The organism is Thioclava indica (assembly GCF_000714545.1).
In the GTDB taxonomy this organism is placed as follows: domain Bacteria; phylum Pseudomonadota; class Alphaproteobacteria; order Rhodobacterales; family Rhodobacteraceae; genus Thioclava; species Thioclava indica.
The window spans coordinates 1-20180 of sequence record NZ_AUNB01000027.1 but is presented as its reverse complement, the minus strand read 5'-3'; the positions used below and the strand labels follow the sequence as shown (position 1 = coordinate 20180).

Below are 20180 nucleotides of genomic sequence, written 5' to 3'. Positions count from 1 at the left end.
CAGCCCTACGCGCGAATAATTAATACTCGGTTCAAATCCCCCCGAAACCTGACTTTTCGTGACGGATTTCCTACTTCACCTGCGGTTTACTTTTTGGCGTTAGCTTGCGCACCAGCACATAAAAAGCGGGCACCATGAACACGCCGATAAAGGTGGCCGCAGCCATGCCGCCCATCACGCCGATCCCGATCGCGCGTTGTGCCGCAGCCCCTGCCCCGGAGGCAATCGCCAGGGGCAAGACCCCCAGCATAAACGCCAACGAAGTCATCAGGATCGGTCGCAAACGCAGCCGCGCGGCCTCAAGCGTGGCGTCGATCAAATCGCGCCCTTGGGCCTCAAGATTGCGGGCAAATTCGACGATCAGAATGGCGTTTTTTGCGGCCAGCCCGATGGTCGTCAGGATCCCGACCTTAAAGTAGACGTCATTGGCCTGACCTGTCACCCAAGCCGCCGCCAGCGCGCCGAGCACACCCACGGGCACGGCCAGCATCACCGAAAGCGGGATCGACCAGCTTTCATAAAGAGCGGCGAGACAGAGGAACACGACCAGCACAGACAGCGCGTAAAGATAGGGGGCCTGATTGCCGGATTGGCGTTCCTGATAGCTGAGACCCGTCCAAGCCAGCCCATAACCGCCGGGCAGTTTGTTCACCAATTCCTGCATCGCATCCATCGCCATCCCCGAGCTGGAACTAGCCGAGGACTGACCCGAAATTTTCAGCGCGTCGGTGGCGTTATAGCGCGAAAGTTTCGGCGCCACAGACACCCATTGCGTCGTTACAAAGGCCGAGAACGGCACCATTTCGCCGCTCGAATTACGCGCATACCAGTTGTCAATGTCGCCGGGCTGCATCCGGTAGGGCGCATCCGCCTGCACGATGACCGGGCGCAAATTGCCGTTAAGATTGAAGTCATTAACGTCTTTACCCGCGAAAATCACCGAAAGCATTGCGTTCAAATCTCTCAAACTCAGTCCGAGACTCTCGGCCTTTTGCTGGTCGATATTCATCTGCAAGGCGGCTTTATCTTCATCACCGTTCACCCGAACGTTGGTCAGGCGGTCATCCGTTTTCGCCTCGCCAACCAGTTGATCTGCCGCTTGGCGCAGGGCTGTGACGCCCGCGCCAGCCTGATCGACAAGATACATCTGAAAGCCCGAGGTGTTGCCCAAACCCCGGATTGAAGGCGGTTGCAGGAAAAACACCTCGCCTGCACGAAGCCCGGCGAAGTGTTTATTGGCACGCGCGGCGATCGCCTCGGCGCTTTGGTCTTTGCCTGTGCGTTCGCTGAAATCCTTCAGCTTGGCAAACACCATCGCTGTGTTCTGGCCCGACCCGCGAAACGAAAACCCGAGCGTGGCAAAGACAGAGGAAACATCGCTTTTCTCCTGCGTCAGAAGATAGTTGGTAATCTTGTCAACGACATCCGAGGTTTGCGCGTTGGTCGACCCTTCCGAGAGGCTGACCATCACCATCAGCACGCCCTGATCTTCTTTGGGCAGGAAGGACGAGGGCAGCCGCGTCGACACACCCCACGCCCCGGCCAGCAGCAAAACAAGGACAAGCGCCATCAGAAACGGCTTGCGCACAATCCGCCTGACTGCGCCCACATAGCCCGATTGCACCTTGGCAAATCCGGTGTTGAACGCGCGCGCTGGCGCGATTGGGGGCTTTGTCGCGGGACGCAGCAGTTTCGCGGCCAATGCGGGCGACAAAAGCAGCGCGACGACCGCCGACAGCACCATCGCCGTGATGATCGTGACCGAGAACTGGCGGTAAATAACGCCCGTCGAGCCGGGAAAGAACGCCATTGGCAAAAACACCGCCGAGAGCACTAGCGCCACACCCACCAGCGCGCCGGTAATTTGCGACATGCTTTTCTCGGTGGCGGCCATCGCGGACAGGCCGTCTTCTTCCATCACGCGCTCGACGTTTTCCACGACGACGATGGCGTCATCCACCAGCAAGCCGATGGCCAGCACCATCGCGAACATCGTCAGCGTATTAATCGAATAGCCCGCGACCAGCAGCACCGCGAACGTGCCCATCAACACGACCGGAACGGCCACCACCGGGATCAGCGTGGCCCGCCATTTCTGCAAGAAGACAAGGATCACCAGCAGCACCAGAACAATCGCCTCGCCTAGAGTGTGATACACTTTCTCGATGGATTGCTGCACGAAAGGCGAGGTGTCATAGGCGATGTGAAAACTCACGCCTTCGGGCAGCGACGGGGCCAGACGCGCCAGCGTCGCGCGCACGGCCGCCGCCGTGTCCACCGCATTCGCGCCATTGGCGAGGTTTACGCCGAAACCCGATGCGTTCAGCCCGTCAAAGCGCGAGTTCTTGCCGTAATCTTCTTGCCCGATCTCAATGCGCGCCACATCGCCAAGATACACCGCCGAGCCGTCGTTTTCGGTCTTGAGCAGGATTTTCTCGAATTGCTCGGTCGACGTGAGTTGGCTTTGCGCGGTGATCGTGGCGGTGAATTGCTGACCCACTGTGGTGGGCGTGTCGCCAAGGCTGCCAACCGAAACCGTCGTGTTTTGCGCCTTCACGGCCGCGGTCACATCGTTCGGCGTGAGCTGATATTGCTCAAGTTTGTAAGGGTCCAGCCAGACGCGCAGCGCATAGCCCGAGCCAAAGACATTCAGCCCGCCGACACCGCTCGTGCGCTCGACCGCGCCTTTGACCTCGGTATCCAGAATGTTGCCCAGCTCGACGGTCGAATATTTGCCATCACTCGACACCAGCGCGCCGACCATCAAGATATCAGAGGAGGAGCGCGACACGTTCAATCCGGCGGATTGCACGGCGTCAGGCAGTTGGCTTTCGATCTTGCTGATCTTGGTTTGCACCTCGTTCTCGGCGTCAATCGGGTCAATCGAGCCGTCAAAGGTCAGGGTCACGCGCGCCGACCCTTGGTTCGAGCTGCTCTCCATATAAAGCATGCCATCAAGACCGGTCAGCGCGTCCTCAATCGGCGTGGTGACCGAGTTTTCGACCGCCTCGGCCGTCGCGCCGGAATAGCTGGCCGAAATACGAATCGTGGTGGGCGCAACCTCGGGATATTGCGAGACGGCCAGTTGGGTGACGCTATAGCCACCCGCCAGAATGGTGACCAAGGCCAGAACGATGGCAAAGACGGGGCGGTGAATGAAAAAGCGGATCATATCGGATTACTCGCTTTTCGCCGTTGCGCTGGATTGCCCCGGCGTGGCGTTGTCGGGCGCGGCATCTTTCACCACGCCCGCCCCGTTGATCGTCACCGGCACGGTTTTGATCTCGGCGCCGTCGCGTAGGTGTTTGAGCCCGTCCAAGATCACCGCATCGCCGCTTGCAATCCCGCCCGTCACGATCCAGGCGTTTTGATAGGTGCCAGCGGTCGTCAGCGTCACCTTTTTCGCCTTGCCATCCCTGGCAATAAACGCGGAAAGCGAGCCGTCCCCCTCACGTCTCGTCGCCCCTTGCGGCACCAGAATGGCCTGCGTGTCCCCCAGCGTAATTTTGGCGCGCAAGAACTGGCCGGGCATGATCAGATGGTTGGGGTTGTCGAACTGAAAGCGGAAATCGACGGTTCCGGTCGTGGCCGAGACGGTCGCGCCGGGGCTTATCAGCGTGCCGGTGCCATCATATTCCTCGCCCGTTTCCAGCAGCAACGACACTTTAAGCTGCGCGCCCCGAGTCAATGACCCCGAGGCGATACGCTGGCGCACCCGCATGATGCGCGCCGAGCTTTCGGAGACATCGACATAGATCGGATCGAGCCGCGTCACGGTTGTCAGCGCATTGTTCTGATTGGCCGTCACAAGCGAGCCAACAGACACCGTCGCCACATCGGGCACCCCGTCAATCGGCGAGCGGATTACTGTGCGATCCAGATCAAGCTGCGCGGTTTGCAGATCGGCCTTGGCTTGCAACGATGTGGCCTTAGCCCGCGCTAGCGCCACTTGCGCGCTTTCCAGATCGCTCACGGAAATTGAGGTCTTTTCCAGTTTTGTATAACGATCCACCTGCGCTTGGGCCGCTTGCACATTGGCTGCGGCACTGGCCTGTTCTGCCTGCGCGGCGGTCAGTGCGGCCTGATAGGTATCGTCATCGATATGAAATAGCGCATCGCCGGTTGAGACTTTATGACCCGCATCATAGTCGATGGATTTGATCTGCCCGCTTACACGCGGGCGAATATCGGTTTGCTCATAGGCAACGGCGCGCCCAGGCAGCGTGACGATATAGGGAACCTCTTGCGTCTTGAGCGTCATCACGCCCACCTCGGTCGGACCACTGGCGCGCGGCATCCCCTGCGCAACGGCTTGCGTGGCCATCATCACAACCGCTGTCATCAGCGCGAACCCGCGCACCTGCTTTATGCCGCTCATCATCCAGCTGAACCCCCTGTCACCATATCCCCGCCGATTTGCTATCGGTTTTGCCAGTTCTTCATACGCAAAGGCATACGGGTTCCGCCGCTCGATTTGTGTGAATTTACGCGCCCGACCCGCGAGCGCCAAAATGCAGAAAGGGACGCCGCGCGCCCCTTTCAAATGACTGATTTTACAGGATTTATAACGTTATGCGATAGCGTGCAAAGCCACCCTCACCGCCATCGGCGGGCTCGATGTTAAGCCCGCGCGACTTCACATCTTCGAGATAGCTCTGCGCCCTTGGGCCGGTTTCAAACAAAACCGTCGCCCCGCCTGCGGGCGCAAAGGACCAGTTGGCATCGGCCTGCGGGCTGATCGTGCCCTTGTCGTGGATGTAGCGCACAATCACATCGCGATTGGTGTCAGGCGCGCGGTAGATCACGGTCGAGCCATCCGCACCTGGGAACTGCCCGCCCCCCGAGGCGCGGTAGTTGTTGGTGGCGATCACGAATTCGGCCTCGGGGTCAATCGGCTTGCCCTCAAATTGCAGATCCACGATGCGGTTGGCATCGGGATTCACAACATCGCCGTCCTTGCCGAATTTCGAGGGCTGCGTGATGTCGATTTTATAAGTCACCCCGTCGATCACATCGAAATTGTAGCTTGGGAATTCGGGGTTAAGCAACATCGCGTCTTTCGCGCCAGCCGCGACCTGATTGAACATCCCCGACGCGCGTTCCAGCCAATCCTTGACCTGCGCGCCCGTCACCTTCACCGCCTGTAACGTGTTGGGATAAAGATACAGATCGGCCACGTTCTTGATCGCAACCGGACCTTTGGGCACATCGGTGTAGTAATCCGGGCCGCCACGTCCGCCCGCCTTGAACGGAGCCGCCGCAGACAGCAGCGGCAGCTTGCCCTCGGGCGTGCCCTCAAGGAGTTGTTTGACATACCAAAGCTGCGCGTTCGACACGACCTGCACCGAAGGATCATCCGCCACCAGCGCGAAATAGGAATACAGCGGCGCGGTGGTTTCACCCACCTTGGCGCGGACATATTTCAACGTCGCCTCATGCACCTGATCCGAGCTGTGCAGCACGGGGCCGTAATCCTCGGTCAAAGCGGTGACCGAGCGATCCTCGCCGCGTTTGAAAATCGGGCGGATTTCAGACGTGTGCGTTGCGATTTTCCACTTGCCGCCGTCTTGTTCCAGCATCAGGTCGATCAACCCCATGTGGTTGCCCCAGAACCCTGCCTGAACGGCAGGTTTGCCTTGCAATGTGCCCTTGTCATTGTCGATGCCGGGGCCTTCAAAGTCCTTGCCGGGGAAGTTCAGGTGCTGGTGACCTGTGATCACCACGTCGATCCCCTCGATCCCCGCCACATAGAGCGCGGCGTTCTCCATCCCCTCGCTTTGCGCGCTGGCGTCGATGCCGGTATGGGCAAGTGCGACAACGATATCAGCCCCCTCCTCGCGCATCTGCGGCACCCAGGCTGCGCCGGCCTGCACGATGTCGCGGGTGTTGTAATTGCCCTCAAGATGGCTGCGGTCCCATTGCATGATCTGGGGCGGCACAAAGCCGATCACACCCACCTTGATCGGCAGTTTGTTGCCCGCGCCATCGGTCAACTCGCGATCCAGAATGATATAGGGAGGCAGATAGAGATCATCCTCGCGCGGGCTTGCGCCCAGTTTATGGGCAAAGTTCGCGCAGACCAGCGGATAGCCCGCCTTGGCGTTCACCTTGCCCAGAAACTCCATACCGTAGTTGAACTCGTGATTGCCAAGCGTGCCGCAATCGTAACCCAGCACATTCATCGCCGCGATGACGGGGTGCGTATCACCCTCTTTCATCCCCTTGGAATAGGCGATGTAATCGGCCATCGGGTTGCCCTGCATATAGTCGCCATTGTCAAACGTCATCGTGTTGGCGGCTTCAGAACGCACGCCCTCGATCAGGCTTGCGGTGCGCGACAGGCCAACTGTGTCCACGGGCTTGTCGGCGTAGTAATCATAGGGGCGGATGTGGCAGTGAATATCGGTCGTGCACAGCAAGCGCAAATGCGCCTGACCCGCAGCCGCCGCAGCGGTGAACGGGTGCACCATGACCAAGCCGCCCGCGGCGGTGCTGGTCAGCAGAAACTGGCGGCGTGAAAGCAAAGACATTGGGGGACCCTCCGGTAAATGGCTTCTTGTCGAAGCGCTCTATCGAAGGATCGTAACAGCGTTTTGACCGTTCGGACAAACCCTGTTCCGTGCAAGGGCACAAATCCGCGTGAGCGGGCGGCGCTTAGGCCGCCCGCGCCGCATTTTTCAGCCGTGCTCTAGGATCGCCTGCACCTCGGGCGCAGGACCGGGATGGTGGCAAAACACCTCACGCCCCTCGATGGTCGCCGTAGGCGGGGTGGTGGCGCAGATCTCGGTCGCGCGCGGACAGCGCGTGCGCAGCGGGCAGCCCGAGGGTGGGTTCAGCGGGCTTGGCAAATCGCCCTCCAGATGGATCAGCTTTTTGGCGCGCTCGACCACCGGGTCGGGGATTGGCACGGCTGACAGCAGCGCCTGCGTGTAGGGGTGCTGAGGGGCGGAGAACAGCCGCTCGGTCGGCCCCGCCTCCATCATCTGCCCCAGATAGAGCACCATCACCTCGTCGCAGATATGACGCACGACCGACAGATCATGGGCGATGAAGATGATCGTCAGCCCCAGATCGCGCTTGAGATCTTCGAGCAGCGCGATCACCTGCGCCTGAATCGACACATCCAGCGCCGAGACGGGTTCATCGCAGATCAGCAGTTTCGGCTCGACCACCAGCGCACGGGCAATCCCGATGCGCTGGCATTGACCGCCTGAAAATTCATGCGGGTAGCGGTTGATCTGGTTGGGCAGCAGCCCGACTTTTTCCATCACCGCGCGCACCTTTTCGCGCCGCTCCTTGCGGCCCATCTTGGGGCGATGCGTGCGCAGCGGTTCGGCGATGATCTCGCCCACCGTCATGCGCGGATCAAGCGAGGCCAGCGGGTCTTGAAAGATCATCTGGATATCGGCGCGATGTTTCAGCATCGCGCGCGGCCCCAGCGGCACCAGATCGGTTTCGCCCTGCCAGATCACCTGCCCTTCCGAGGGCAACATGCGGATCAACGCGCGCGCCAGCGTGGACTTGCCACAGCCGCTTTCGCCGACGATGCCCAGCGTCTTGCCCTGCTCGAGCGCAAAACTGACACCGTTCACAGCGCGCAGCTTTGGCGGCGTGGTCCACGGCAAGTCCGAGGCGCGGCGAATGTCGAATGTCACCCGCAGATCACGGGCCTCAATCAGCGGAGCACTCATGCGGCGACCTCCTCGATAGCGCGGTGACAGGCGCGCGCGCGGCCCGGCGCGAATGTCGTGAGCGGCGGCATTGTCGTCGCGCAGATATCCTTGACGAAATCACAGCGCGGAAAAAACGGGCACCCCGTGGGTGCGCCCGTCATATTAGGTGGATTGCCCCGGATCGGGGTCATCGTGCTATCGGCATCCAGCCGCGGAAGCGCCGCCAGCAAGCCCTTGGTGTAGGGATGCGTGGGCTGCGCAAAGAGCGGGTCGATCTCGGATTGCTCCATCACCTGGCCGCCATACATGACGATCGCGCGCTCGCAAAAGCCCGCAACAACGCCCAGATCATGGGTGATCAACACCGTCGCCATGCCCAACTCACGCCGCAGATCGCCCAGCAGGTCCATGATCTGGGCCTGCACGGTCACATCCAGCGCAGTCGTGGGTTCATCCGCGATCAGCACATCAGGTTTGCACAGCAGCGCCATCGCGATCATCACACGTTGCCGCATCCCGCCCGAAAACTCATGCGGAAACAGCCGCACGCGGTTTTTCGCATCAGGGATTTTCACCGCATCCAGCATCTCGACCGCCTGCGCCACCGCATCGCGCTTGGACAGGCCTTTGTGCTGCATCAGCGTCTCGGCCATCTGATCCGAGATCCGCATATAGGGGTTCAGCGCGGTCATCGGGTCTTGAAACACCATCGCGATCCGGTCAGCGCGGATTTTGTTCAGCTGCGCCTCGGGCAGGTTCAAAATCTCGCCACCATCGAAGGTGATGGACCCAGAGGCGCGCCCGTTGGCCGCCAAAAGCCCGAGGATCGAAAAGGCGAGCTGCGATTTGCCCGAGCCACTTTCGCCCACGATGCCCAGCGCCTCGCCTTTTTCCAGCGCGAAGCTGACGCCGTTGACGGCATGCACTTCGCCCTCTTGCGTGGCAAAGCGCACGTTCAGATCTTTCACGTCCAACAATGCCATATCAGCGCTCCTTCGGGTCCAGCGCGTCACGCAGCCCGTCCCCTACGAAATAGAAACCAAACAGGGTGATAATGAAGAAAAACAGCGGAAAGGCGAGTTGCCATAACGTGCCGTAGCTCATCGTGCCTGCCCCTTCCGAGATCAGCGCCCCAAGCGAGGTTTGCGGTTCCTGCACACCCAGCCCGAGGAACGAAATGAAGCTTTCGGTCAGGATCATCAGCGGCACCAGAAGGGTCGCAAACACCACCACCACGCCCACAAGATTGGGCAGGATGTGGCGGCGAATGATGGTGAGGGCAGGCACACCAATCGCGCGCGCGGCCTCGACATATTCGCGGTTCTTCAGCGTCAAGGTTTGCCCACGCACGATGCGCGACATTTCCAGCCATGAAATCAGCCCGACACCGACAAACAGCATCCCAATCGAGCGGCCATAGATCACCAGCAGCAGGATCAGCACGAACATGTAGGGGATCGCGAGCAAGATATCGACAAGGCGCATCATGAACCCGTCGACCCGACCGCCGAAATAACCCGACACCGCGCCATAGACTGTGCCGACGATGACGGCGATCAGCGAACCGATCACCCCCACGAGCAGCGAGATCTGCGTGCCCTGAACGGTGCGCGCAAACAAGTCGCGCCCCAGCGTATCCGCGCCGAAATAATGGCCATTGGCGAAGGACGGTCCAGAGGTGGCAGCATCGCCCATCACATTGTAATCAATGTCGGAATTGTTCCACGCAGCGATGAAATTACCAAACAGTGCGAAGGCGACGACAAAGGTCAGAAGCCCCAGCCCCAGCAGGGCTGCCCTGTTGCGAAAGAACCGCCGGCGTGCATCCGCCCAAAGCGAGCGCCCGGCGACGTCTTCGCGCGATGTAGCCTTGGCCAGCGAGGCCATTTTGCTTTGATCTATGACCATATCAATACCGGATTTTCGGGTCGATCCATCCGTAGACGATATCGACGACAAGGTTGAACAAGATGGTCAGCGTGCCCAGCAGGATCGTCACTCCCATCATCACCGCGTAGTCGCGATTGAGCGCGCTATCGACGAAACTTTTGCCGATCCCGCCGGTGGTGAAATACACGTCGATAATGACCGACCCAGTGATCATCGACACGAACGCCGGCCCCAGATAGGAAATCACCGGCAGCAGCGCGGGTTTGAGCGCGTGACGGAAGATGATCTTTCGGTTCGGCAAACCTTTGGCGCGCGCGGTGCGAATGTGGTTCGACCCCAGCACTTCAAGCATTGAGGACCGCGTGATCCGTGCAATAGAGGCCATGTAGGACGTGGACAGCGCGATCACCGGCAAGATCCAGAACCGCGGGTCGCTAAAGCTCCAGCCGCCACCGGGCAGCCAATGCAGCGTCAGCGTGAAAACCAGCACCAGGATCGGCGCCATCACGAAGTTCGGCAACACCTGTGCGCCAATCGACACGCCCACGGCGAGGTAGTCGAGCCACGAGTTGCGCTTGATCGCGGCGGTCACGCCCAGCGTGACGCCCACCAGAACGGCGGTGATAAAGCTGAGCGAGCCGTAGGTTAAAGTGACCGGAAAGCCCTGCGCGATGATGTCATTGACCGAGCGGTCCTTGTAAACAAAGGACGGTCCGAAATCGAAATGCGCCACCACGTTCCAAAGATAGGTGGTGATTTGTTTCCACAGCGGCTGATCCAGCCCGTATTTCGCGTTGAGATTGGCCAGCACCTCGGGCGGGATGCCGCGTTCGCTTGAGAACGGGCTGCCGGGCGCGATGTGCATCAGCAGATAGGACGCGATCACCAAGGCCAAAAGGGTCGGGATCGCCGTAGCGAGCCGTTTGAGTATGTAAACTATCATGGGGTGCCCCAATAAGCGGGCGCGGGCCGATCACGACCCGCGCCACAAGATCACGTCAAAGCTTAGTTCGCGGTGCGATACATGTCTTTCGCATACCAGTAGTTCATCACGTTCTTGTCGAAGATGCCCTTGATATGGGAATTGATCATGTCAACTTTGGCGTAGTGATAGATCGGAGCCAGCGGCATCTGATCAGCCATGATCTGCTCTGCCTTCGTGTAATCAGACTGCGGATCGGCGGCAGTTTTGGAATCTTTCATCACCGCGTCAAATTCCGCGTTGTGCCATTCGCCCGAGTTCTGATCCGACCACGAGGTGTTCGCGTCCAGATAGGTAGAAGCCTCGTTGTAATCGGCACACCAGCCGGTGCGCGCCACATCGAAATCATGCTGCTGGTTAAGCTTGTCGAGATACACCTTCCACTCGTAGTTATCGAGTGTGGCATTCACGCCGATCGCTTTCCAGAACTGCTGCACTGCAATCGCGATCTTTTTGTGATCGGACGAAGTGTTATACATGATGCGCAGCTTCAGCGGATGATCGGGGCCATAGCCTGCCTCTTTCAACAGCTCTTTGGCCTTCGCCATGCGCTCCTGGTCGGTCCAATGCGCATAAGGAATGTCAGGCGTTGTAAAGCCGGCGGTCGCCCAGTGGGTCCAAGTATAGGCGGGTTTCTGGCCACCTTTGAGGATCTTGTCCACGATAATGTCGCGGTTGATACCATAGGACAGTGCCTTGCGAACGCGAACGTCTTTGAGGGCCTCGGGGCCTTTGGGGCCGACGTTAAAGCGATAGGCATAAGTGCAGGAATAAGGACGGCTCACCGCCTGATCGGGATATTCCTTTTTCAGGCGCGGATATTGCCCGGCCGGAATCTGTACGCGGTCCAGTTCTCCCGCTTCGTAACGGCGCAGCGCCTGATCGTTATCCTGAATCGGAATCGCAGTGACCTCGGTCAGCGTGGTGTTGGCAGCATCCCAATACGTGTCTGATTTCTTCAGCACGATTTTCGAGCCGACATCCCACGTTTCCAGCGTATAGGCGCCGTCGGTGACGATGTTCTCCGGGCGGGTCCATTGGTCGCCGAATTTTTCGATCACCTTTTCAGGCACCGGGAAGGAAGACGCATTGGTCAGCATCTGGCGGAAATACGGGGTCGGCTTGTTCAGCGTCACCTGGAAGGTGTAATCATCCAGCGCCTTGACGCCCAGATCGCTGACCGGCTTTTTGCCATCGACCACGGCATCGGCATTGGCGACGTTCATCAGTTGCAGATACCAAGCATATTCCGAGGCGGTTTTCGGGTCGGCCAGACGGCTCCATCCATAAACGAAATCCTGCGCGGTGACGGGATCGCCGTTGGACCATTTCGCATCTTTGCGCAGATGGAACGTGTAGGTCATCTTGTCATCGGACAGGTCATAGCTGGTGGCCAGCGCCGGGACGAGTTCACCCGTGTTGTCCTGCGTGTAAAGCCCCTCGAACAGCTGGAGCAACATCTCGTTGCCTTCCACGCTTTGGTTCAGATCGGGGTCCAGCGTCTTGATGTCGTCCTGCAACCAGTAGGTATAGGTCTGGTCTTTGGCCAGCTTGGTGCCAGCGGGGACATGATCGGATTGCGCGAATACGGGTGCGGCGCCGCCCATCATCAGGGCAAAAGCGGAAATCGCGAGGATTAGCTTCAAGGAATACCTCCATTTGGTGGGATTTGATGCGTCAGGCGGAATACTGCATCACAACCTATGATTGCTCAAATCTCTTGTTGATGCGCCATCAAGCGCAATCACACCACCGAGGGCAAGCCCGACGGAGCGTAAATAACATTGATGTGAGCGTGCTGTTTTCATCAAGAGCGTAGGGATTAGCATGACCTAAGCGTTGAGCGCGTTGATTTCACTCGCGAAACGGTTTTCCACCTCGCGAGCATCGTGAACGCCGTTAACCTTAACGTCAGCATTGAGACGCGGCGAGGTCACACAGCTCTCATCATGCCAAGTCTCACACCGATGCATCGCGTGCAGCACGCAAACGCGCTGATTCTTCAGCACGAGGGACACGGGGGCGACGCGTCAGACAATGTGCGAATGCGTTCCTTTTTAAATAAATTCTTAACGAATTGTCCGTAGCCTCAACCTGAGGGCGGCTTCGCACTCCTAACGCAGGCCAGCGGGGCAGTCCTTGTTACCGACCACGTTCTGGGCCCCTGCAGGATGGATCGCGACGTCTTGGAAGCGCGAATGTTGGAAAGCACACGATGAACGCTTGGTATTTTACCTTTGAGTATCCACCCGAGTTTGGTGGCGGCCTCAGTACCTACATGCGCATCGTCACCGAAGCCTATGCGGAACGTTCAGATGCATCATTGGTGGTCTTCACGCTTTCCAACCGACAGTCGGGCCTTATGTCCCGACGATATCTGCATGACAATGTGCAACTCATCACAATCAACCCAAACCACTCTCTGGAAAAGGATGAGCTAGGCCACTGGGTGAATATCGCGCGACTATTTGAACGATTTTCAGATCTATTCTTGATGCAAATCGACACCGGGTTAAGGGACCTCGTTCATCCAGACTATGTTGAATTTGCGGACGGCTTCGGCATTGGTTCCTTGACGATCCAGCAAAAGCTTTGCCTGAATTCGCGCCTTCAAGATGTGCCGATTATTGTTACTGCGCATACTCCAACTTACTTGATTGATCGCCTAAATCAAATTCCAACGTTCAAATTGCCACATTATTGGACGGGTCAGCTTGAGCTACAAGCGCTTTGTGGCGCAGATCTTGTTATCGGTTGCTCGCAGGCAATCTTGGATCTTCTTGGCGAGGAGCTCGCGCGAACAGGCGCCAAACTTGGCCCCTGCAAAGTTTTGCACAATCCTTTTCCCGCAAAAATATCCCCAGCTCCGGGATCGCCCCCTAGCCGTCACTACGACCACTTCTACATGGCATCGCGCCTCACCCATTGGAAAGGGGTGGAGTCAGCCATTAAGGCTTTCGAGATCCTCTGGAACGATGGAATAGAGGTGCCACTCTATATCTATGGAGAAGATACATTCTTTTCAGTAACGGGCACGAATTATTCGGAATATATAGAGAAACGATACAAAAGATATATCGATGCCGGATTACTAATTCTCAAAGGAAAATGTCCACGCAGCGAAATTTCCAAAAGCTCAAGCACCGCCTACGCGCAAGTGCACCCGTCTCATTTCGACAATTTTCCTTATAGCATCCTAGAAGCGATGAGCGAAGACACCATATGCGTCGCAGGTTCCAAAGGCGGAATTCGGGAAATCGCGGCTGATGGCGAGGATATTTTCCTTACAGATGTCGAAAGTTCGCATGAATTCGCTGCGGCTTTGCGTAAAGCATACACTCTTTCTGAAGAAGTTCGTGGCGCGATGCGCGCAAGTGCGAAATCAAAGATCGTAAAGCATTGCGATCCCAAAGAATTCCTCCAGAAAAAGGAAGCTATGGTTCGCGAGCTAACTGCGCCAAAAGACGCTCCCCGAAAGAGCTTCCCATTTCTCTCTCCACCAAACGAAGACTGTGTTTTCGAAACTGACATGCCTTCTACTGATCTTCCTGAACTATCAGTCATTGTGCCCTACTTTAATATGGCGGATTATATCGATGAAACTCTTGATAGCATTTCGAAAAGCACTTTTGAAAATATCGAAATCATACTCGTTAACGACGGCTCGACGGATCAAAAATCGATTGAATACCTAGAACAACTTCATAGAACGCATGGGTTAAACGAAAGGCAACTTCGCATCATCACCATACCGAATGGAGGGGTCGCGAATGCACGCAATACAGGCGTTAAACACTCTGTCGCGCCCTTCGTTGCGCTCTTGGATTCAGATGATTTAATCGGCGCATGTTATTATGAAAAAGCAATCAAAATTCTAAAGAATTATGAAAACGTATCTTTCTGTGGCGCATGGATCGAAGATTATAATGCCGATGGTCGCATTCGAAATTGGGCGACATGGAACGCTGAGCCACCGATTCAACTAATTATGAACCAGACAAACTGTCAATCCCTCATCTATAAGCGTGCGGCTTTCGCAAAAAACGGATGGCACGACCCCGATTTGCGCATGTTTCTCGACGACTGGGAAGGCGTGATTTCATTGCTGGCAGGCGGCCATCGCGGCGTCATGATTCCCGAAGCACTTTTTGAATATCGCATCCGTCCGAACTCAATTTTCCGCTCAGGTGGCGGGCTTTGGGATATTAACTTCGAGAAAATCACCCAAAAGCATCGAGCGGCTTACAACGAATGGGGCAGTGATATAGCAGCTTTTCTAAATGCGAATGGACCGAATAACTTTTACCATATTGCAGGCAAAGAAGGAAGCCTCAGGAAGTGATACCATTTTTCAAAATCACCATGCTTGGTGTAAGAATCGAAAACGAACATGTGGGACGGTATCATGCTTGAAGCGCGCGGAGAGTTCCGAGTTGATCTGAATGAAGAAAGCTTTTCAGCTTTGGCTCAATCTGATCCGCTACGCGCTCAAGACATCCTAATCCAAGATCGCTTGCGCGTTAGTTGCGCCCATAATAGCGGCGAAATGCTCGAAATTTCAGCGCAAAAGACGAACAGATGCGATGCATTCTATCGCATAAGCCCAGTAAATATGGGCGCGTCCAAATGGTATTCGATTGAATATGCTCCGTTGATCGAGAACGTAGGCAGTTCAAATAATTTTGTTGCTATTCTAGATGCCGCCAGCATGCAATCTACAACTATTTTTGCGATCTGTCGAATATTCCATCCAGATGGTCGAAGCGAAGACGTAAGCTCTAGACAAATAGAGATTCGCAAGAAACGAAAGAAGCATGTTTTTTCGATTAATACTGACGGCGCCGAAACATTTCTGAACGACAATATCGCGTCATATCGTATAATATTCTTCATTGAAGCTCGAAACGTATCTACCGATATATACGGCCTGCAAATCACTTCATTAGCAACGATAAATCAAAAAAATATTACGAACAATGTAGAAGAAATTCGCTCCGTTCAAAAGACCAGCGTTTTACCTCGTCTCAAACGCGACTTGAACGCGAAATCTAGACGTGGGTGGAGGACAAAGACAAAGAAGCCTTGGGCTCTCGCAAAGGATGTTTTTATTGACTTCGAGCAAGGCTCGGAGCAAGAAGTGGCCGTGACGCGTCGCGACAAGCATTTGGTTGTTGATTTCTCCAAAGCGACAGGCCGCTGGCGGACACTTGAGTTTCGTTTTAACGAAGTGAAAAACACCGAAACGGTTTTTGCACTTTTACACTTCCAAGGAATGAAACTCTCTACGCCAGCACTCGAGGTGACGTTGGTTTTGCGTCAGTACGGGGATAATGCCGGATGGACTGATGTGCCAATTCCAGTTTCGCTCGTATTGCATGCCGAAAGTAAAATCGAGCAACACCTTATTGACGTGTCTTCACTACTAAGCAACGATCATGACTACCATCGATTTGGTATCTTCATGTTCTTTCCGTCAGGGTTGGGCGCAGTGGCCATCAAAGAGCTTGAAGTGTCTGTCTTTGATGCCACGTCCACCCACAACTGAGAGAGGCAATAATATGGCATATCGTGCTGTCCAGCAAAGAATTGTGCGGGCAACAAACCATGTTTCTGGGTCGGATGTCGTATACGTTGAAAACCCGAAAGTGGCTTGTTCAAATATGAAGTGGGCTCTCGTCGGCGCGTTCTGCCCTGAAAATTCAGGGAGGATATCGAATATACACGATCGACGCGAGACCATGTTTATTTCAGATTACCGAGGAGCAGTTCGAACCCTCATCGATCCAAGTTCGCAAATATTTTCGATAGTGCGGCATCCAAGAAATCGTTTTATATCTGCATATTTTGACAAGATGCACAAAGGACGGGATGAGTCGGTATGGAAAATTATCGCAGCAGCGCTCAACCTAGAAGTGGATAAAATCCACGATCCGAAAACCATCTTAGATCGTATATATAGTCATTCGCCACAAGATTTAGACTCACATATCGCAAAGCAGATAACCAATATTTTCTTTGGTCACATTAATTTCTCCAATATATATCATTTGGAAGAATTGACCCCAGACGCTACTCACATCAAAGTTGGAAGTTGCAGCCTAGAGCTGATTAATCGTCAAAGCCAGTCGACAGAGGCGCGAATAGATCGCAGTCTTTTTGATGACGAGGCTCTCGAGATGATCGATGTCGTTTATTCCGATGACTATGCCGCCTTCGGCTATGACCCCAAAGAACCAAAACCTGTTAGGGATATCGCCACGCCGGATAAAAGCTCCATGCTGTTAGATTTTCTCGCGTCGGATACGCCTATTCAATTCCTATTGGATTTCTTCGCCGACGGCCCGCGAAAATTGAGTTATCTAGAAACAGGCGCTATCATTGACATTATCAGCAAGCGAGACGTATGGCACCTCATGCCACATCACCTTATTGATTTTATAATTGCTCGAAATGCGATCCTTCAAGGCGATAACGCCGAAAGATTCTCTTCTCGATTTTCTGGCTTCCCGCAAGCATAACGTGCTATTGGCCTGTTTCGACCTAGTAATCTCATTTTCCAGCAGCGCCCAGCCCGCAACGGGCCTCGGTCATTAGCCCTAGGCTTCTTAGCAAATCGGTGCCAGCGATAAGTGCCCACCCATCGCTGCATGAAAACATACGTCACCGCTAAATCGCAATCCACTCCATTCATCAGCGGTCCTGACCAAGCCGTTCATCTCGGCCATGACGTCATCACACCTGGTCCTGCCTCCCTCGCCGCCGCACAGATCTTGATGAACCTCGCGACCTGTAAACGAGCGCGCCGGCTATGCGGATTTGCGCACGATGCTCTGATCTGGCGGGGTCTGTTCAACGCATTTCCCATGCTATAATGAAGGCCACGACAGGAAATTGCCCGCAGACACGCGGGCGCGACAGAAACGGAAAATTCCATGGCCTTTTATCGCTCTCGCAAATCCACCCATGGGCGCAATATGGCAGGCGCGCGCGGTCTGTGGCGTGCCACCGGCATGACGGATGATGATTTCGGCAAGCCAATTATCGCGGTGGTGAACTCGTTCACGCAATTCGTGCCCGGTCACGTCCATCTCAAAGATCTGGGCCAAATGGTCGCGCGCGAGATCGAAAACGCGGGCGGGGTTGCCAAGGAATTCAACACCATCGCCGTTGATGACGGCATCGCGATGGGCCACGACGGGATGCTCTATTCTCTGCCCTCGCGTGAGATCATCGCGGATTCGGTTGAATATATGGTCAATGCGCATTGCGCCGATGCGATGGTCTGCATTTCCAACTGCGACAAGATCACGCCCGGCATGATGATGGCGGCGATGCGGCTGAATATTCCGGTGATCTTCGTCTCCGGCGGTCCGATGGAGGCTGGCAAGGTCACGATAGATGATCTTGAGCGCGCCGTGGATCTCGTCGATGCGATGGTGATCGCGGCGGATGACAAATACACCGACGCGCAGGTCGCCGAGATGGAGGCCAATGCCTGCCCGACTTGCGGGTCGTGCTCGGGGATGTTCACCGCCAACTCGATGAACTGTCTGGCCGAGGCGCTGGGTCTGGCGCTGCCGGGCAATGGGTCGGTGCTGGCGACGCATGCGGATCGCCGCGAACTGTTCCTTGAGGCCGGCCGCAAGATCGTCGACATCACCAAGCGCCATTACGAGGGCGAGGAAAAGGGCCTGCTGCCGCGTGAGATCGCCACGTTCGACGCGTTTGAAAACGCGATGAGCCTTGATATCGCGATGGGCGGTTCCACCAACACGGTGCTGCACCTGCTGGCGATTGCGCATGAGGGCAAGGTCGATTTCACGATGGATGATATCGACCGGCTGTCGCGCAAAGTGCCGGTGCTGTGCAAGGTCGCGCCTGCGAAACAAGACGTGCATATGGAAGATGTTCACCGCGCGGGCGGCATCATGGGCATCTTGGGAGAGATGAACCGCGCAGGCCTGATCCATGATACCGCGCGCACCGTGCATTCCGACACGATGGGCGAGGCCCTGGCAAAATGGGATGTCGTCAGCGCCAATGACGACGCCGTCGATGCGTTTTACCGCGCCGCCCCCGGTGGCGTGCGCACGACGCAGGCGTTCTCGACACAAAATCGCTACAAGGAAACTGACCGCGATCGCAAAGGAGGCGTCATCCGCGAGGCCCAGCATGCGTTTTCCCAAGATGGTGGCTTAGCCGTTCTCTCGGGCAATATCGCGATGCAGGGCTGCATCGTGAAAACGGCGGGGGTGGATGACTCGATCCTGAAATTCTCGGGTCCGGCGAGGGTCTATGAAAGTCAGGACGATGCGGTTTCCGCGATTCTGACAGGCAAAGTTGTCGAGGGCGACGTGGTCGTCATCCGCTATGAGGGGCCGCGCGGCGGGCCGGGCATGCAAGAGATGCTCTATCCGACCTCCTACCTGAAATCCAAAGGGCTGGGTGCGAAATGCGCGCTGCTCACGGATGGCCGGTTTTCGGGGGGCACCTCGGGCCTGTCGATCGGTCATGTCAGCCCTGAAGCCGAAGAAGGCGGGCTGATCGGGTTGGTGGAAACCGGTGATCTGATCGAGATCGACATCCCTGGTCGCTCGATCCATCTGGCGGTGGACGAGGCCACGCTAGAGGCGCGCCGCACCGCCAAAGGCCCGCTTCCGTGGAAACCCGCTGCGCCGCGCAAACGTGCCGTTTCGACTGCGCTCAAGGCCTATGCGCTGTTGGCCAGTTCCGCCGCTAAGGGCGGTGTGCGTATCCTGCCTGACTGATCTTACGGGCCTTGCAGGACGATCCGCAAACGGGACGCGCCCTATTTCTGAGCGCGTCCCGTCCTCGTTAGATGGTCTACTCGCGGTGCATCAGGCGATTTGTTTGCCACCTTTCGGACCCGCTATCAACCAGATGATGAACCCAACCACCGGCAGGATGAGGATTACCAAAATCCACAAGATTTTGCCTCCAGTTGACGCGCCAGACCCTAAGACCGACACAATGGCCCAAATGTCCAAAATAAAGACGATGGCCGCACCAAGCGTACTAAACATCGACACTCTCCCTTTTCGTTTACGTTCTGCGAGATGAACTCGCCGCGCGGGGCATTTGTTCCAATGTCCCAAATCAAAAGAAAAACCTAAAGAACCGCCAGCAACACCGATCAACGCGTGGCCTGCCTTGCGACATCGCGAAAAAATAGCTCAAGCGTGGCCATTTCATCCTCGTTCAATCCGTTGAGTTCACGCATTTCAGCGCTCTTTTTCGGGAGACGTGAAATGCCCATAAGCGTCAAAATAGACCGATCCTGATCCTAGTGTCCGCAAGCGGGTCAGAAGGGTAGCTTGAATCACAGATCCTGCGCACAGCATCGCCACACAGCGGTTTCGAATTGCTCGTCAACTCATGATCCATATGTTTCACATCTGTATCAGCGAGTTTCACGCTTTCTTGTCCCGAAGGAGGGACCGACATGACCCATGTATTTCCGCGCCACACCAAAGCGACTTTGCCCATAGCCACAAGGGGCGGCGGGTGGCAACGAATGGCGTCGCGCAAAGTTCAATCCGCTTTTGATCGACGTTAGCCACATCGCCCCCGTGCATGAATATCGCTGGCGCGAAGATGGCGAGGCGCTGGCTCAG

The 20180-nt window shown here is 56.3% G+C and carries 13 protein-coding genes; 4 read left to right on the top strand and 9 right to left on the bottom strand.

The annotated features are described in order from the left end of the window. Positions 1-70 precede the first annotated feature (70 nt). The 8 genes from DT23_RS09475 to DT23_RS09440 form a co-directional block, all read right to left on the bottom strand. Positions 71-3172, bottom strand: coding sequence for an efflux RND transporter permease subunit (locus DT23_RS09475; RefSeq protein ID WP_038130727.1), 3102 nt, complete (start codon positions 3170-3172; stop codon positions 71-73). A 6-nt stretch (positions 3173-3178) separates the two neighbouring features. Beyond that, entirely contained in the window at positions 3179-4381 is a 1203-nt protein-coding gene (locus DT23_RS09470; RefSeq protein WP_051697181.1) for an efflux RND transporter periplasmic adaptor subunit, read from the bottom strand. A gap of 181 nt (positions 4382-4562) precedes the next feature. Further along, positions 4563-6530 (bottom strand): bifunctional 2',3'-cyclic-nucleotide 2'-phosphodiesterase/3'-nucleotidase, encoded by a 1968-nt coding sequence (locus DT23_RS09465; RefSeq protein ID WP_038130726.1) that lies wholly within the window; start codon positions 6528-6530, stop codon positions 4563-4565. A 147-nt stretch (positions 6531-6677) separates the two neighbouring features. After that, the gene (locus DT23_RS09460; protein WP_038130724.1) at positions 6678-7691 is read right to left on the bottom strand and encodes an ABC transporter ATP-binding protein; all 1014 of its coding nucleotides are present in this window, start codon (positions 7689-7691) and stop codon (positions 6678-6680) included. Further along, positions 7688-8656 (bottom strand): oligopeptide/dipeptide ABC transporter ATP-binding protein, encoded by a 969-nt coding sequence (locus DT23_RS09455; RefSeq protein ID WP_038130723.1) that lies wholly within the window; start codon positions 8654-8656, stop codon positions 7688-7690. Before DT23_RS09455 ends, DT23_RS09460 begins: the two co-directional genes overlap by 4 nt. A gap of 1 nt (position 8657) precedes the next feature. Then, positions 8658-9560 (bottom strand): ABC transporter permease subunit, encoded by a 903-nt coding sequence (locus DT23_RS09450; RefSeq protein ID WP_038130759.1) that lies wholly within the window; start codon positions 9558-9560, stop codon positions 8658-8660. A gap of 22 nt (positions 9561-9582) precedes the next feature. Further along, the gene (oppB, locus tag DT23_RS09445) at positions 9583-10506 is read right to left on the bottom strand and encodes an oligopeptide ABC transporter permease OppB (protein ID WP_038130721.1); all 924 of its coding nucleotides are present in this window, start codon (positions 10504-10506) and stop codon (positions 9583-9585) included. 62 nt (positions 10507-10568) lie between these two features. Further along, positions 10569-12155, bottom strand: coding sequence for a peptide ABC transporter substrate-binding protein (locus tag DT23_RS09440; protein WP_038130758.1), 1587 nt, complete (start codon positions 12153-12155; stop codon positions 10569-10571). Positions 12156-12760: 605 nt separating this feature from the next. On the opposite strand from DT23_RS09440, the gene DT23_RS09435 reads away from it, so the two are divergent. The 4 genes from DT23_RS09435 (at position 12761) to ilvD (ending at position 19313) form a co-directional block, all read left to right on the top strand. Then, a complete protein-coding gene (locus tag DT23_RS09435) occupies positions 12761-14887 on the top strand; it encodes a glycosyltransferase (protein ID WP_038130720.1) in 2127 nt (708 codons plus the stop codon). A gap of 63 nt (positions 14888-14950) precedes the next feature. Beyond that, entirely contained in the window at positions 14951-16090 is a 1140-nt protein-coding gene (locus DT23_RS19485) for a hypothetical protein (RefSeq protein WP_156023910.1), read from the top strand. A gap of 13 nt (positions 16091-16103) precedes the next feature. Beyond that, entirely contained in the window at positions 16104-17063 is a 960-nt protein-coding gene (locus tag DT23_RS19055; RefSeq protein ID WP_162177202.1) for a sulfotransferase family 2 domain-containing protein, read from the top strand. Positions 17064-17477: 414 nt separating this feature from the next. Next, positions 17478-19313: a dihydroxy-acid dehydratase gene (gene ilvD / locus DT23_RS09420; RefSeq protein ID WP_038130716.1), complete on the top strand. Its 1836-nt coding sequence runs from the start codon at positions 17478-17480 to the stop codon at positions 19311-19313. A gap of 90 nt (positions 19314-19403) precedes the next feature. Here the strand turns inward: ilvD and DT23_RS09415 are convergent, their stop codons facing one another. Beyond that, positions 19404-19589 (bottom strand): PLDc N-terminal domain-containing protein, encoded by a 186-nt coding sequence (locus tag DT23_RS09415; RefSeq protein WP_038130714.1) that lies wholly within the window; start codon positions 19587-19589, stop codon positions 19404-19406. Positions 19590-20180 lie beyond the last annotated feature (591 nt).

Coding starts and splice junctions, on each gene's coding strand:
- DT23_RS09475 (WP_038130727.1), bottom strand. CDS start 3,172: ATGATCCGCTTTTTCATTCACCGCCCCGTCTTTGCCATCGTTCTGGCC.
- DT23_RS09470 (WP_051697181.1), bottom strand. CDS start 4,381: ATGATGAGCGGCATAAAGCAGGTGCGCGGGTTCGCGCTGATGACAGCG.
- DT23_RS09465 (WP_038130726.1), bottom strand. CDS start 6,530: ATGTCTTTGCTTTCACGCCGCCAGTTTCTGCTGACCAGCACCGCCGCG.
- DT23_RS09460 (WP_038130724.1), bottom strand. CDS start 7,691: ATGAGTGCTCCGCTGATTGAGGCCCGTGATCTGCGGGTGACATTCGAC.
- DT23_RS09455 (WP_038130723.1), bottom strand. CDS start 8,656: ATGGCATTGTTGGACGTGAAAGATCTGAACGTGCGCTTTGCCACGCAA.
- DT23_RS09450 (WP_038130759.1), bottom strand. CDS start 9,560: ATGGCCTCGCTGGCCAAGGCTACATCGCGCGAAGACGTCGCCGGGCGC.
- oppB (WP_038130721.1), bottom strand. CDS start 10,506: ATGATAGTTTACATACTCAAACGGCTCGCTACGGCGATCCCGACCCTT.
- DT23_RS09440 (WP_038130758.1), bottom strand. CDS start 12,155: ATGATGGGCGGCGCCGCACCCGTATTCGCGCAATCCGATCATGTCCCC.
- DT23_RS09435 (WP_038130720.1), top strand. CDS start 12,761: ATGAACGCTTGGTATTTTACCTTTGAGTATCCACCCGAGTTTGGTGGC.
- DT23_RS19485 (WP_156023910.1), top strand. CDS start 14,951: ATGCTTGAAGCGCGCGGAGAGTTCCGAGTTGATCTGAATGAAGAAAGC.
- DT23_RS19055 (WP_162177202.1), top strand. CDS start 16,104: ATGGCATATCGTGCTGTCCAGCAAAGAATTGTGCGGGCAACAAACCAT.
- ilvD (WP_038130716.1), top strand. CDS start 17,478: ATGGCCTTTTATCGCTCTCGCAAATCCACCCATGGGCGCAATATGGCA.
- DT23_RS09415 (WP_038130714.1), bottom strand. CDS start 19,589: ATGTTTAGTACGCTTGGTGCGGCCATCGTCTTTATTTTGGACATTTGG.